Source organism: Kluyvera cryocrescens NBRC 102467 (assembly GCF_001571285.1).
GTDB lineage: Bacteria > Pseudomonadota > Gammaproteobacteria > Enterobacterales > Enterobacteriaceae > Kluyvera > Kluyvera cryocrescens.
The window spans coordinates 14,130-28,837 of record NZ_BCTM01000011.1; the positions used below are offsets into that span (position 1 = coordinate 14,130).

Genomic DNA, 14,708 nt, shown 5'->3' on the forward strand with positions numbered 1-14,708 from the left:
GCGGCTGAAGTGTAATGCTGGCTGTCCACTTTAGCTTCGTGGGCTTGCCAGCAAATCTAAAAATTTTATTATTCTTTACCCGGCAGCCAGTCGACGAAAGTTTATGCTTTCCGTATAGTGGCGACAATTTTTTTCGCATCTGGGACACACTCAATGATCAGTCTGATTGCTGCACTAGCGGTAGATCGCGTTATCGGTATGGAAAACGCCATGCCCTGGGACCTGCCAGCCGATCTGGCCTGGTTTAAACGCACAACATTAAACAAACCCGTGGTGATGGGACGCCTGACCTGGGAGTCAATTGGCCGTCCGTTGCCGGGGCGTAAGAACATTGTTATCAGTAGCCAACCGGGCACCGACGATCGCGTTCAGTGGGTAAAATCGGTTGATGAAGCGATTGCCGCCTGTGGCGATGTCGAAGAGATCATGGTCATTGGCGGTGGTCGCGTGTACGAGCAGTTCCTGCCAAAAGCGCAGAAGCTGTATCTGACGCATATTGATGCGGAAGTGGAAGGTGATACCCATTTCCCGGACTACGATCCTGACCAGTGGGAGTCGGTATTCAGCGAATTCCACGACGCGGATGAGCAGAACTCTCACAGCTACTGCTTCGAAGTGTTGGAACGTCGTTAAGACAGGCTTTCCCGGCGGCGCCATGCTTCGCCGGGAGACCCATCGCCAATAAAAACGCCGGGTTTAACCCGGCGTTTTTTTGTTTGGCTCATTCGTCCGGGCGTAGCGCCGCTGACGATGCGTGCTGTTCTATGATGCCACGGCTTCACTCTCGCCCGGATCCAGGCGACGATTCGACGGCTGCGCAAAGTAGGTTTTATCTTCCCAGCGCAGGCAGGTGAGATCGCCACCCCAGCAGCAGCCGGTATCCAGCGCGTAAATCCCGTCAGGGGTGCCTTTTCCTTCCAGCGAAGCCCAATGACCAAAGGCAATACTGTACTCTTCGGTAATCGGGCCTGGCAGCATAAACCACGGCTTAAGCGGCGCCGCGACATCCTCTGGTGACTCTTTGCTGTACATATCCAACTGGCCGTTGGGGAAACAGTAGCGCATGCGGGTAAACGCATTGGTAATAAAGCGCAGGCGTGCCAGACCGCTAAGATCCGCCGACCAGTTGTTTGGCATATCGCCGTACATCGCATCGAGGAAGAATGGATAAGAGTCGCTGGATAAGACGGCTTCAACGTCCCGCGCGCACTGTTTGGCGGTTTCCATATCCCACTGCGGCGTTATGCCCGCGTGCGCCATGACCAGCTTTTTCTCTTCATCTACCTGCATTAGCGGCTGGCGACGTAGCCAGTTGAGCAACTCATCGGCATCCGGCGCTTCCAGCAGCGGATTGAGGCGATCTTTTGGCTTGTTGCGGCTGATGCCGGCGAAAACCGCCAGCAGGTGCAGGTCATGGTTACCCAATACGATTTTGACGCAGTCGCCTAACGATTTAACGTAGCGCAGCACCTCTAAAGAGCCAGAACCGCGCGCGACTAAATCACCCGTCAACCACAGGGTATCTTTGCCCGGCGTGAATTCAACCTGCTGTAACAGGGCAATAAACTCATCGTAGCAACCGTGAATGTCGCCAATAAGGTATGTAGACATAATTAATGGATCAGCGTGGGAACAAAGAGACGGAAAACGGGGATATCGATGGAGAACGGCACGCCGTCCACGTCGATCATGTCATAGTGGCCCTGCATGGTGCCGAGCGGGGTTTCCAGCACGGCACCGCTGGTGTACTGATATTCACCGCCGGGTTCGATGTGCGGCTGAACGCCAACCACACCTTCGCCCTGTACTTCAGTTTCACGACCGTGGCCGTTGGTGATGACCCAGTAACGGCCAAGAAGCTGAACCGCGGTTCGCCCGAGATTGCGAATGGTTACCGTATAAGCGAAAACGTAACGTTCCTCTTCCGGCATGGAGTGCGTCTCAATATAGACGCTCTGAACCTGGACGCAAACTCGTGGCGAATCGATCATGTTCTAGCTCTCCCTGGAGGGCGCATTCTCTGACAGATAATTGGCCATCCGACAGTACTGCGCAACCGAAATATTTTCAGCTCGCATCGCTGGGTCGACACCTAATTCCGTCAACAGCTCAACGCTGAACAGATTGCCCAGGCTGTTACGGATGGTTTTACGACGTTGGTTAAACGCTTCGGTCGTAATTCGGCTCAGTACGCGGACATCTTTTACCGGGTACGGTTTGGTACTATGCGGCACCAGACGGACGACGGCGGAATCCACTTTTGGCGGTGGCGTAAATGCGGTCGGCGGAACTTCAAGCACCGGGATCACATTACAGTAGTATTGCGCCATGACGGTCAAACGGCCATACGCTTTACTGTTTGGCCCTGCAACCAGACGGTTAACCACTTCTTTTTGCAGCATGAAGTGCATGTCTGCAATAGCATTAGTATAGCTAAACAGATGGAACATCAACGGCGTGGAGATGTTGTACGGCAGGTTACCGAACACGCGCAGCGGCTGACCCAGCTTCTCGGACAGCTCGCCAAAGTTCATGGTCATGGCGTCCTGCTGATAAATGGTCAGCTTCGGCCCCAGGAACGGGTGAGTTTGCAGACGCGCCGCGAGATCGCGGTCGAGCTCGATAACGGTCATTTCGTCAAGACGTTCGCCAACCGGCTCGGTTAGCGCGGCGAGGCCCGGGCCGATTTCAACCATCGCCTGACCTTTTTGCGGGTTGATGGCCGCAACAATGCTGTCGATAACGAACTGGTCGTTTAAGAAGTTCTGCCCGAAACGTTTACGGGCTAAGTGGCCCTGATGGACTCGATTATTCATTAGAGTTAACAATCATTTTGATGGCGAGATTAAGCGCCGTAATAAAACTGCCGACGTCCGCTTTTCCAAGGCCTGCCAGTTCAAGGGCGGTACCGTGGTCAACGGAGGTGCGAATAAAGGGTAAGCCGAGCGTAATATTCACGCCGCGACCAAAGCCTTGGTATTTTAGCACGGGTAGGCCCTGATCGTGGAACATTGCGAGTACGGCATCGGCATGCTCCAGATACTTCGGCTGGAATAGGGTATCGGCAGGTAGCGGCCCGCTAAGGTTCATTCCTTTTTCCCGCATCTCATTCAGTACCGGGATGATGGTGTCGATCTCTTCGGTACCCATATGCCCGCCTTCCCCGGCGTGCGGGTTGAGACCGCAGACCAGGACATGCGGTTCTGCAATACCAAACTTGTTGTGTAAATCGTCGTGCAGGATGGTAATGACTTCCCGCAGCAGGTCCGGTGTGATGGCATCGCTCACCGCTTTCAGCGGCAGGTGCGTGGTGGCCAGCGCAACGCGCAGTTCTTCGGTCGCCAGCATCATGACCACTTTTTCGGCGCCAGAGCTCTCTTCGAAAAACTCGGTGTGGCCAGTAAAGGCGATCCCGGCATCGTTAATAATACCTTTGTGCACCGGCCCGGTGACCAGCGCTGCAAACTCTCCGTTCAGACAGCCATCGCAGGCGCGTGCCAGCGTCTCAACGACGTAGCGCCCATTGTCGACGTTCAGCACGCCGGGCTGGACATCCGCATGCAGCGCAACGGGCAGCAGCGTGAGCGTGCCGGCGCGTTGTGGCGTAGCGGAGTGGTCGGGAGAGTAGGGTTGGAGCGTGAGGGGAAGGCCAAGGAGTCTGGCCCGCTCGGTGAGCAGGTCGCCGTCAGCGCAGACGACCAGTTCGAGCGGCCAGTCGCGCTGGGCCAGTTGGATAACGAGATCCGGGCCAATCCCGGCCGGTTCGCCGGGAGTGATAACAACGCGATGTTGTGTCATTAGTTGCTCAGAATTTTAACGTAGGCGCTTGCGCGCTGTTCCTGCATCCAGGTGGCCGCTTCTTCAGAGAACTTACGGTTCATCAGCATACGATAAGCACGATCTTTCTGTGCGGCATCGGTGCGGTCAACGTTACGCGTATCCAGCAGTTGAATCAGGTGCCAGCCGAAGGAAGAGTGAACCGGGCCGCTCATCTGGCCTTTGTTCAGTTTCATCAGCGCATCGCGGAATGACGGATCGTAAATATCCGGCGTTGCCCAGCCTAAGTCACCGCCCTGGTTAGCAGAACCGGGATCCTGAGACAGCTCTTTAGCCGCTTTCTCAAAGGTGGTTTTGCCGCTGCGGATATCCGCTGCAACCTGTTCCAGCTTCGCACGCGCCTGGTCGTCGGTCATGATTGGCGACGGTTTCAGCAGAATGTGGCGAGCGTGAGTTTCCGTTACCGAAATGCTCTGAGTCTGGCCGCGCATGTCGTTAATTTTCAGAATATGGAAACCAACACCGGAGCGGATTGGACCCACGATATCGCCTTTTTTCGCCGTGCTCAGCGCCTGGGCGAAGATCGCCGGCAGTTCCTGAATACGACCCCAGCCCATCTGGCCGCCTTTCAGCGCCTGCTGGTCTGCAGAATAGGTGATAGCGAGTTTACCGAAGTCGGCACCGTTACGCGCCTGCTCGACGATAGATTCGGCCTGGCTTTGCGCTTCGTTAACCTGATCGGAGCTTGGATTTTCCGGCAGTGGCACCAGGATATGGCTCAGATTCAGCTCAGTGCTGGCGTCGTTCTGGGTACCAATCTGATTGGCCAGGGCGTCAACTTCCTGCGGCAGCACGGTAATGCGGCGACGCACTTCGTTGTTACGCACTTCAGAAATCAGCATCTCTTTGCGGATCTGATTGCGATAGGTGTTGTAGTTCATCCCATCGTAGGCCAGACGGCTGCGCATCTGATCCAGCGTCATGTTGTTCTGCTTGGCGATGTTGGCGATAGCCTGATCGAGCTGCTCGTCAGAAACCTTAACGCCCATTTTCTGCCCCATCTGCAGGATAATCTGATCCATGATCAGACGCTCCAGAATCTGGTGGCGCAGGGTTGCGTCGTCCGGCAGCTGTTGACCAGCCTGGCCAGAGTTCATTTTGACGGACTGCATCAGACCATCAACGTCGCTCTCGAGTACGACGCCATTATTTACGACGGCTGCAACTTTATCGACAACCTGTGGGGCAGCGAAGCTGGTATTCGCAACTAAGGCGATACCGAGAAGCAGCGTTTTCCAGTTCTTCATACTTTTTCCATTTCAATTAACCGCAATGCGGATTATGTGTCTAACCAGTGACATTACAGCGAGCTTTGGTACGGCATGATATTGGAACGCAGCATCTGCTGGGTACCCAGACCGTAGTTAGAGCTCAGACCACGCAGCTCAATGCTGAAGCCGATGGAGTTATCATATTTGGAGCGACCACCCGTGTTGTTGCTGTTGTAGTCCCAACCGTTGAGCTTACGCTCGTAGCCAACGCGGATCGCATAGCAGCAGGAGTTATACTGCACGCCAAGCATCTGATCGGCCGAGCTATGGGTGTTGGTGTCAAAGTAGTACGCACCCACCACGGACCAGCGGTCGACGATTGGCCAGCTTGCCGTTGCGCCAACTTGCGAGATCCCTTCCCGGTACTGCTCGGCCGTTGAGTAAGTTGGCAGCGTGGCCTGAATATACTCTGGGCTGGCGTAGCGGTAGGTCAACTGCACTAAACGCTCGTCGTCCTGGCGGTATTCAATCGCTGAGCTGCTGGTCGAGATGTTGTTCAAACGAGTATCGTACTGAATCCCGCCGCGCAGGCCCCACTTGTCGCTGATGCGCCAGTAGGTATCACCCGCCCATACCAGTGAGCCCGTTTTGTCGTCTTTCTCCCAGTTTACGTTGTCATCACCGGTGCGAGACTCGGTGAAATAGTAGATTTGACCAACGGAAACGTTAAAACGTTCAACGGCAGCGTCATCATAAATACGTGATGTGACACCGGTCGTGATTTGGTTTGCCGACGCAATACGGTCGAGGCCGCTGTAGCTGCGGTCGCGGAACAGGCCCGAGTAGTCAGACTGCAGGAATGTCGAGTCGTAGTTGTTGATTTTGCTCTGGTCACGGTACGGGATGTACAGGTACTGCATCCGCGGTTCCAGAGTCTGGGTATAGCCCGGCGTCAGCTCAACATCGCGCTCAAAGATAAGCTTACCGTCAACTTTGAGCTGTGGCATGGTGCGGTTAACCGAACCGGCCAACTGATTTACGTTATCCGTATCGCGGTTGTAGCTGTCGATATTAGTCTGGTCATAGTGCGTGGCCAGCAGCTTCGCTTCGGTATTGAGACTCCCCCAGCGGTTGCCTAATGGCAGGCTGATGGTTGGCTCCATATGCACACGCGTAGCTTCTGGCATGCTGCTGTTACTGTTGACGAACTTCACCGCCTGCGCGTACAGGTGGGTATCAAACGGGCCCAGGTCGTTCTTGTAGACGTTAACGTCCAGCTGCGGCTCAGCGGAATAAGAGTTGCTGTTGGCGCGGTCAAAGACCTGGAACTGTTTGGATGACACGGTGGCGTCAAAGTTCTGTACCGCATAGCCAACGCTCAGTTTCTGCGTGGCGTAGCCGTCGGTACTGGAACCGTACTTGGAATCGAAGTCGTTGAAATAGTCTGGATCGCTGACTTTGGTGTAGTCGGCGTTGAAGCGCCACACCTGATCCATCACCCCGGCATGACGCCAGTAGAACAGCCAACGACGGCTGTTATCATCGTTCGGGTGATCGTTTGAGTAGACCTTATCTGATGGCAGATAATCGAGCTCAAACAGGCCTTCACCGGCCTGAGTCAGGTAACGGAATTCGTTCTCCCACATGACGCCACCACGCTTGTCCATATAGTGCGGCGTCAGGGTTGCGTCCATGTTTGGCGCAATGTTCCAGTAGTACGGCAGCGAGAATTCGAAGTGGTTTGAGCTGCCGTATTTGGCGCTTGGGATCAGGAAGCCTGAGCGACGCTTGTCGCCTACCGGCAGCTGCAGGTACGGGCTATAGAAAACCGGCACTGGGCCGATTTTGAAGCGGGCGTTCCAGATTTCTGCCACTTGCTCTTCGCGATCGTGGATCACTTCGCTACCGACTACGCTCCAGGTGTTAGAACCCGGAAGACAAGAGGTAAAGGTGCCGTTTTCCAGAATGGTGTAGCGGTTTTCGCCGCGCTGTTTCATCACGTCGGCGCTGCCGCGGCCCTGGCGGCCGACCATCTGGTAGTCGCCTTTCCAGACGTTGGTATCTTTGGTGTTCAGGTTTGACCAGGCTTTTGGCCCTTTCAGGATCACCTGATTATCGTCATAGTGGACGTTACCGAGTGCATCAACGGTACGAACCGGCGTGGGCTGGCCATCGGCCTGTTTCTGATGCAGCTGAACTTCATCCGCCTGTAGGCGGCTATTGCCCTGATTAATATCAACGTTGCCTTTAAAAACGGCGTTGTCAGGGTAGTTGCCGTCGGCATGATCGGCCGTAATGGTGACGGGCTGCTCGTTAGTTTTGCCGCTCACGAGCGGGCGATCGTAACTCGGGACGCCAAGCATACATTGTGATGCGAGATCCGCAGCCAATCCCTGCTGGCTGTACAAGGCGCTGGCGATCATGGTCGCGAGGAGAGTGGGAATACGTTTTTTCATACGTTGTATTTGTTGTTCCGTCATCTATAGCATTGCGGCTTGCAAACGGTCAGAGACTAACGTACTCATCGTTATCACGCTAGTTTTATCCTGCCCGTTCTCGCCAGAGGTGTTATGCACGGCATTGAATGACAGGTATGATAATGCATATTTTAGCCGCTGGCATGACGATTTGGGGAGTATATGCAGTATTGGGGAAAAGTGATTGGTGTGGCCGTCGCTCTGATGATGGGCGGAGGGTTTTGGGGCGTTGTCCTCGGGCTGCTCGTGGGTCACATGTTTGATAAGGCGCGAAGCCGTCGCATGAACTGGTTTGCTAACCAACAGCAGCGTCAGTCGCTGTTCTTTGCAACCACGTTTGAAGTGATGGGCCACCTGACCAAATCGAAAGGGCGCGTGACCGAAGCGGATATTCATATCGCCAGTCTGTTTATGGACCGTATGAATTTGCATGGTGAATCGCGTACCGCAGCTCAGCAGGCGTTTCGCGTTGGCAAGGCTGACAACTACCCGCTGCGCGAGAAAATGCGTCAGTTCCGTAGCGTCTGTTTCGGCCGTTTCGACCTGATCCGGATGTTTCTTGAAATTCAGATTCAGGCGGCGTTTGCTGACGGTTCATTGCATCCGAACGAGCGCGATGTGCTGTACGTGATTGCCGAAGAGCTGGGGATTTCCAACGCCCAGTTCGATCAGTTCCTGCGCATGATGCAGGGCGGCGCGCAGTTCGGCGGCGGCTACCATCAGCAGTCGCAGTCTGGCAACGGTGGCGGCTGGCAGCAGGCGCAACGAGGCCCAACGCTGGAAGATGCCTGCAACGTGCTCGGCGTGAAGCCCGATGATGATGCAACAACCATTAAGCGCGCTTACCGTAAGTTAATGAGCGAACATCACCCGGATAAGCTGGTGGCCAAAGGGTTACCGCCGGAGATGATGGAAATGGCGAAGCAGAAAGCCCAGGAAATTCAAAAGGCGTACGAGCTGATTAAAGAACAGAAGGGGTTTAAGTAAGCGTTTGAGCGTCGCCGGATGGCGGTCTGTGTCTTATCCGGCCTACGCAGAAGGGTAGGCCGGGCAAGCGAAGCGTCCTCGGATAAGGGCTTCGTTAAAAATCGACGGGTGCCTTAAACGTCATGCTAGTGCCAAATTCCGGATGGGTAATAGTCAGCGTCTGTGCATGCAGCTGCAGGCGGGGAGCCATCGCCAACGCTTCCGGGGTTGCGTAGAAACGGTCGCCCAGAATCGGATGCCCCAGCGCCAGCATATGCACGCGCAGCTGGTGGGAACGTCCGGTAATCGGTTTTAGCAGCACGCGGGCAGTATTATCCGCCGCGTACTCCAGTACCTCATATTCGGTTTGCGCCGACTTCCCGGTTTCATAACATACTTTCTGCTTTGGCCGGTTCGGCCAATCACAAATCAGCGGTAAATCCACCAGACCTTCCTGCGGCTGCGGGTGTCCCCAAACGCGAGCCACGTACTGTTTCTTCGGCTCACGTTCGCGGAACTGGCGTTTTAGCTCACGTTCAGCCGCTTTGGTCAGGGCCACTACGATGACGCCGCTGGTTGCCATATCGAGGCGGTGCACGGACTCTGCCTGTGGAAAATCACGCTGGACGCGCGTCATAACGCTGTCTTTATGCTCTTCCTGACGGCCGGGCACGGACAACAGGCCGCTCGGCTTGTTGACCACCATGATATGGTCATCCTGATAAAGGATGACCAGCCATGGATCCTGTGGCGGAAAGTAGTTTTCCATTCCCATCGCGGGCTCCTGTTACTGGTGAGTGACGACGATAAGACGCAGCGCGTCCAGACGCCATCCCGCCTGTGACAGGCTTTCCATCACCTGCTGACGGTTGCTTTCAATCGCCGAGAGTTCATCGTCGCGAATGTTTGGGTTCACCGCTTTCAGCGCTTCCAGACGCGACAGTTCAGCGCTGAGTTTTTCATCAGCTTCCTGACGTGCACCATCAATCAGCGCCTGCGCAGCTTTGGCAATCTGCCCTTCGCCCAGTTGCAGAATAGCGTGCACGTCCTGCTGTACCGCATTCACCAGTTTACTGCCGGTGTGGCGGTTGACCGCGCTGAGCTGGCGGTTGAAGGTTTCAAATTCAACCTGCGCGGCGAGGTTGGTGCCGTTCTTGTCCAGCAGCATACGCACCGGCGTAGGTGGCAGGAAGCGATTAAGCTGCAGTTGTTTCGGCGCCTGCGCTTCGACCACGTAAATCAGTTCAACCAGCAGAGTACCGACCGGCAGCGCCTTGTTTTTCAGCAATGAAATGGTGCTGCTCCCGGTGTCGCCGGAAAGGATCAGATCCAGGCCATTGTGAATCAGCGGGTGTTCCCAGGTCAGGAACTGTGCGTCTTCGCGGGACAGCGCGACATCACGCTCGAAGGTTACGGTGCAACCATCTTCCGGCAGCCCTGGGAAGTCCGGCACCAGCATATGGTCGGACGGCGTCAGCACGATCAGGTTTTCACCGCGGTCATCCTGGTTGATGCCGACAATGTCGAACAGGTTCATGGCAAAGGCGATAAGGTTGGTATCGTCATCCTGCTCTTCAATGCTTTCCGCCAGGCGCTGGGCTTTCTCGCCGCCGTTGGAGTGAATCTCCAGCAGGCGGTCACGGCCCTGTTCCAGCTGTGCCTTCAGCGCTTCATGCTGTTCGCGGCAGTCTTTAATCAGCTCGTCAAAACCGTCGGTATTTTCCGGTGCTGCCAGGTAGCCGATTAGGCGATCGTGAACGCTGTCGTAAATGGTACGGCCGGTTGGGCAGGTGTGCTCGAACGCGTCCAGACCTTCGTGGAACCAGCGCACCAGTACGGACTGAGCGGTTTTCTCGAGGAACGGCACGTGGATTTGAATATCGTGCGCCTGACCAATACGGTCCAGACGGCCGATACGCTGCTCCAGCAGGTCCGGGTTGAAGGGCAGGTCGAACATCACCAGATTGCTGGCAAACTGGAAGTTACGGCCTTCAGAACCGATTTCCGAACACAGCAGAACCTGAGCGCCGCTGTCTTCTTCGCCAAACCACGCGGCAGCGCGGTCGCGTTCGATAATCGACATACCTTCATGGAATACCGCCGCGCGGATGCCTTCGCGTTCGCGCAGAACCTGCTCAAGCTGCAGTGCGGTGGCGGCTTTGGCGCAAATCACCAGTACTTTTTGAGAACGATGCGCGGTCAGGTAGCCCATCAGCCACTCAACGCGCGGATCGAAGTTCCACCAGGTACCGGTATCGCCTTCAAATTCTTGATAAATCTGCTCCGGATACAGCATGTCGCGAGCGCGTTCTTCAGCGCCTTTACGGGCACCCATAATGCCGGATACCTTAATCGCCGTCTGATACTGTGCCGGCAGCGGCAGCTTGATGGTGTGCAGTTCGCGTTTCGGGAAGCCTTTCACCCCGTTACGGGTGTTACGGAACAGCACGCGGCTGGTACCGTGGCGATCCATCAGCATGGAGATCAGCTCCTGGCGCGCGGCTTCTGCACCTTCGCGATCGCTGTTGGCGGTTTGCAGCAGCGCTTCAATATCCTGCTCGCCAATCAGTTCACCCAGCATGTTCAGATCATCGTTGCTGAGTTTGTTACCGGCCAGCAGCAGCGCGACGGCGTCAGCAACCGGACGATAATTATTTTGTTCTTCAACGAACTGTGCGAAATCGTGGAAGCGGTTCGGGTCAAGCAGTCGCAGACGTGCGAAGTGGCTCTCCATACCCAGCTGCTCCGGCGTTGCGGTCAGCAGCAGGATGCCCGGCACGCGCTCGGCCAGTTGTTCAATAGCTTGATACTCGCGGCTTGGCGCCTCTTCACTCCACACCAGGTGGTGCGCTTCATCGACCACCATCAGATCCCACTCGGCATCACACAGGTGTTCGAGGCGCTGTTTGCTACGGCGCACGAAGTCCAGCGAGCAGATCACCAGCTGTTCGGTTTCAAACGGGTTATAGGCATCGTGCTGGGCTTCGGCGTAGCGCTCGTCATCAAACAGCGCAAAGCGCAGGTTGAAGCGGCGCAGCATTTCGACCAGCCACTGATGCTGCAGGGTTTCTGGCACGATAATCAGCACGCGCTGTGCCGCACCGGACAGCAGCTGTTGGTGCAGGATCATCCCGGCTTCAATGGTTTTACCCAGACCGACTTCATCCGCCAGCAGTACGCGCGGGGCGTGACGGCGGCCAACGTCATGGGCGATATTGAGCTGGTGCGGGATCAAACTGGTGCGCTGACCGCGCAGGCCGCTCCACGGCATGCGGTACTGTTCGCTTTGATATTTACGCGCGCGGTAGCGCAGCGCGAAACGATCCATACGGTCAATCTGGCCGGCAAAAAGACGGTCCTGCGGTTTGCTGAACACCAGCTTGCTGTCAAGCAGCACTTCGCGCAGCATCACGTTCTCTTCTTCGGTGTCCTGGCGGGTACCGATGTACGCCAGCAGACCATTTTCTTCTTTAACTTCATCAACGAGCAACTGCCAGCCTTCATGGCTTGTGATCGTGTCGCCGGGATTGAACATTACGCGGGTCACGGGGGAGTCACTACGAGCGTACAGACGATTCTCTCCGGTTGCGGAAAAGAGCAGGGTGACGGTTCGTGCATCCATTGCAACAACAGTACCAAGTCCCAATTCGCTTTCTGTATCGCTGATCCAGCGTTGACCAAGTGTAAAAGGCATATGCGTTCGGCTCTATCTTTAATAAATTGCAGGCAATATCCATCCACCACCTAAAGGAAGGCGGCGAGTGAATGAGGTCCAGGAATGGAAAGGGCGCTATGGTACTGGATGGCGAGACGTTAGTCACCTGTCAAAATAGACCCAGTTGCCCCGTCACTATTGTAGCAAAATCGTCGTCGACAAAGGGGAGAATTCCTTCGGCAACGGGGGCTAATTGTTTTGTCAGGTAGTGATCGTAATCCAGCGGTGATTGCTGGTAAGCCAGTGGCTCTGGGCCGTTAGTGGTCCAGACGTAGCGGATACTGCCGCGCTGCTGGTACTGCTGCGGACGCCCAAGCCGCACGTTGTGTTCATCAGCAAGACGAGCGGCGCGCACGTGCGGCGGGATATTGCGCTGATACTCCGCCAGCGGGCGGCGCAGCTGCTTACGATAAACCAGCTGATCGTCGAGCTCGCCGGCCATCAGTTTATCAATGGTATCGCGAATGAATTCCCGGTATGGCTCGTTGCGGAAAATGCGTAAATAGAGCGCCTGCTGAAACTGCTGTGCCAGCGGCGTCCAGTCGGTGCGCACGGTTTCCAGCCCTTTGTACAGCATGCGCTGTTTATCACCTTCCTGAATCATCCCGGCGTAGCGTTTTTTACTGCCGGTATCCGCCCCGCGAATGGTTGGCATCAGGAAGCGGCAAAAGTGGGTTTCAAACTCCAGCTCCAGCGCGCTGGTCAGGCCGCTTTTGTGTAGTTCATCGGCCCACCACTGGTTAACAAACGCGACCAGCGAGCGGCCGATTTCAGCGGCCTTTTCTTCTTCGTGGGCGCCTTTGAGCCAGACAAAGGTGGAGTCGGTATCGCCGTAAATGACATCGTAGCCCTGCGACTCAATCAGCGCTTTGGTCTGGCGCATGATCGCATGCCCACGCATGGTGATCGACGAGGCCAGGCGTGGATCGAAAAAGCGGCAGGCGCTGGTGCCGAGCACGCCATAAAAGGCGTTCATGATGATCTTCAGCGCCTGCGACAACGGTTTGTTGTGCTGACGCTTGGCCTCATCACGGGCGTGCCAAATCTGGCTGACGATCCCCGGCAGACAGTGTTTATCGCGGGAGAACCATGCGTCGAGAAAGCCTTCCGTACTGTGCTGTTGCTCAGGATGGGCCATCCCTTCAATCAGGCCAACCGGGTCGATCAGGAATGAGCGAATGATCGACGGATACAGGCTTTTGTAGTCGAGCACCAGCACGGAATCATACAGTCCGGGGCGCGAGTCCATGACGTAGCCGCCGGGGCTGGCCTGCGGAGGAACTTCGCCAAGGTTGGGTGCCACATAGCCGAGGCGATGCATGCGCGGAAAATAGAGGTGGCTAAAGGCGGCGACCGAGCCGCCGTGTCTGTCGGCCGCCAGTCCATTGACCGTGGCGCGCTCCAGCAGGAATGGCATGATTTCCGTTTTGTGGAAAATACGCGTCACCAGCTCGCAGTCTTTCAGGTTATAGGTGGCAAGCGCGGGCTTATCTTCGGCGAAACGGCGGTCAATTTCGTCCATTCTGTCCCATGGGTTGTCGATAGCTTTGCCTTCGCCCAATAATTCACGAGAGACATTTTCCAGAGAAAAGGAAGAGAAGCTCCAGAAAGCGGACTTCAGCGCCTCAATGCCATCGATAATTAACCGCCCGGCGGCTTGGGCGAAGAAGACGCCATTTTTAAAGCCGTGCTCGCGCCACTCCAGTTCGCTGCCGCCGCGTCCAAGACGCAGCGGAACCTGATAGCGTTCGGCGCTTTTTTGCAGCACCCGAAGATCAAACTGCACCACGTTCCAGCCGATCAGCACATCCGGATCGTGCTCGGCAAACCAGGCGTTGAGCTTTTCCAGCAGCAGCGGGCGGCTGGCAACATATTCGAGATGAAAATCGACCTGTGGCTGCTGCTCCGGGGGGGAACCGAGCATATAGACGGTGCGCTGGCCACAGCCTTCAAGGCCGATGCAGTACAGCTCGCCGTGACGGCTGGTTTCGATATCCAGCGATACCCACTTCAGCGGGGGGCGATAGTCGGGATTTGGCTTCATCCGCGCCTGGCGAAGGATATTTCCGTGCATATCACCTTCGACCCACACCGGTGCAGTGATAAATCGCTCCATCAGGTAGCGCTCTGGGGGCCGGATATCAGCTTCATAGACGGTAATGCCGTTTTCGCGCAATAGCTTTTCCAGCCGCATCAGTTGGCGATGGGCCCGACAGTAAAGGCCAAAAACCGGCTGACGATGAAAATCTTTGAGCGTGAGCGAAGCAAAACGCAGGCCATTTTCGCCATGTAGCAGACGTTCAACCTGCGCACGCTGGGATTCGGGGATAAACGCCACGGATTCTTGCGGCGGCAGCGTGACCTGTAGCGGGCCGCTATCGGTCGCCAGCCAAAAGGTCAGCTCCGTGCCCTGCGGCGTATCCCGCCAGTGACGGGTGAGTAGAAAACCTGCTTGTGGCTGCGTCACGCTCTGCTCTTTGTCAGTAAACCCTGCCCAAGTAT

The 14,708-nt window shown here is 56.0% G+C and carries 11 protein-coding genes; 2 read left to right on the plus strand and 9 right to left on the minus strand.

All coding sequences use genetic code 11. The annotated features are described in order from the left end of the window. Nucleotides 1-153: 153 nt before the first annotated feature. Nucleotides 154-633: a type 3 dihydrofolate reductase gene (folA, locus tag KCR01S_RS08855; RefSeq protein WP_052283075.1), complete on the plus strand. Its 480-nt coding sequence runs from the start codon at nucleotides 154-156 to the stop codon at nucleotides 631-633. Between the two features lie 129 nt (nucleotides 634-762). On the opposite strand, the gene apaH is transcribed toward folA, so the two are convergent. From apaH to lptD, 6 genes are read right to left on the minus strand one after another with little or no spacing between them, the layout of a single operon-like run. Continuing rightward, complete coding sequence (gene apaH, locus KCR01S_RS08860; RefSeq protein ID WP_061282212.1) at nucleotides 763-1,611, minus strand: bis(5'-nucleosyl)-tetraphosphatase (symmetrical) ApaH; 849 nt, start codon at nucleotides 1,609-1,611, stop codon at nucleotides 763-765. Between the two features lie 2 nt (nucleotides 1,612-1,613). Continuing rightward, the gene (gene apaG, locus KCR01S_RS08865) at nucleotides 1,614-1,991 is read right to left on the minus strand and encodes a Co2+/Mg2+ efflux protein ApaG (RefSeq protein ID WP_061282214.1); all 378 of its coding nucleotides are present in this window, start codon (nucleotides 1,989-1,991) and stop codon (nucleotides 1,614-1,616) included. Between the two features lie 3 nt (nucleotides 1,992-1,994). Next, entirely contained in the window at nucleotides 1,995-2,816 is an 822-nt protein-coding gene (rsmA, locus tag KCR01S_RS08870; protein ID WP_061282216.1) for a 16S rRNA (adenine(1518)-N(6)/adenine(1519)-N(6))-dimethyltransferase RsmA, read from the minus strand. After that, nucleotides 2,809-3,798, minus strand: coding sequence for a 4-hydroxythreonine-4-phosphate dehydrogenase PdxA (gene pdxA, locus KCR01S_RS08875; RefSeq protein WP_061282218.1), 990 nt, complete (start codon nucleotides 3,796-3,798; stop codon nucleotides 2,809-2,811). Before pdxA ends, rsmA begins: the two co-directional genes overlap by 8 nt. Further along, nucleotides 3,798-5,084 carry a peptidylprolyl isomerase SurA gene (surA, locus tag KCR01S_RS08880; protein ID WP_061282220.1) on the minus strand — a complete coding sequence of 429 codons (1,287 nt, stop codon included), beginning with the start codon at nucleotides 5,082-5,084 and terminating at the stop codon, nucleotides 3,798-3,800. Before surA ends, pdxA begins: the two co-directional genes overlap by 1 nt. A gap of 53 nt (nucleotides 5,085-5,137) precedes the next feature. Beyond that, complete coding sequence (gene lptD / locus KCR01S_RS08885) at nucleotides 5,138-7,504, minus strand: LPS assembly protein LptD (RefSeq protein WP_061282222.1); 2,367 nt, start codon at nucleotides 7,502-7,504, stop codon at nucleotides 5,138-5,140. A 183-nt stretch (nucleotides 7,505-7,687) separates the two neighbouring features. Here lptD and djlA point away from each other — a divergent pair, with 183 nt between their 5' ends. Continuing rightward, a complete protein-coding gene (djlA, locus tag KCR01S_RS08890; RefSeq protein ID WP_061282224.1) occupies nucleotides 7,688-8,512 on the plus strand; it encodes a co-chaperone DjlA in 825 nt (274 codons plus the stop codon). A gap of 94 nt (nucleotides 8,513-8,606) precedes the next feature. Here the strand turns inward: djlA and rluA are convergent, their stop codons facing one another. From rluA to polB, 3 genes are all read right to left on the minus strand, one after another. Continuing rightward, nucleotides 8,607-9,266: a bifunctional tRNA pseudouridine(32) synthase/23S rRNA pseudouridine(746) synthase RluA gene (rluA, locus tag KCR01S_RS08895; protein WP_061282226.1), complete on the minus strand. Its 660-nt coding sequence runs from the start codon at nucleotides 9,264-9,266 to the stop codon at nucleotides 8,607-8,609. Nucleotides 9,267-9,278: 12 nt separating this feature from the next. Next, a complete protein-coding gene (rapA, locus tag KCR01S_RS08900; RefSeq protein ID WP_061282228.1) occupies nucleotides 9,279-12,185 on the minus strand; it encodes an RNA polymerase-associated protein RapA in 2,907 nt (968 codons plus the stop codon). A gap of 130 nt (nucleotides 12,186-12,315) precedes the next feature. After that, nucleotides 12,316-14,673: a DNA polymerase II gene (gene polB, locus KCR01S_RS08905; protein ID WP_061282230.1), complete on the minus strand. Its 2,358-nt coding sequence runs from the start codon at nucleotides 14,671-14,673 to the stop codon at nucleotides 12,316-12,318. Nucleotides 14,674-14,708 lie beyond the last annotated feature (35 nt).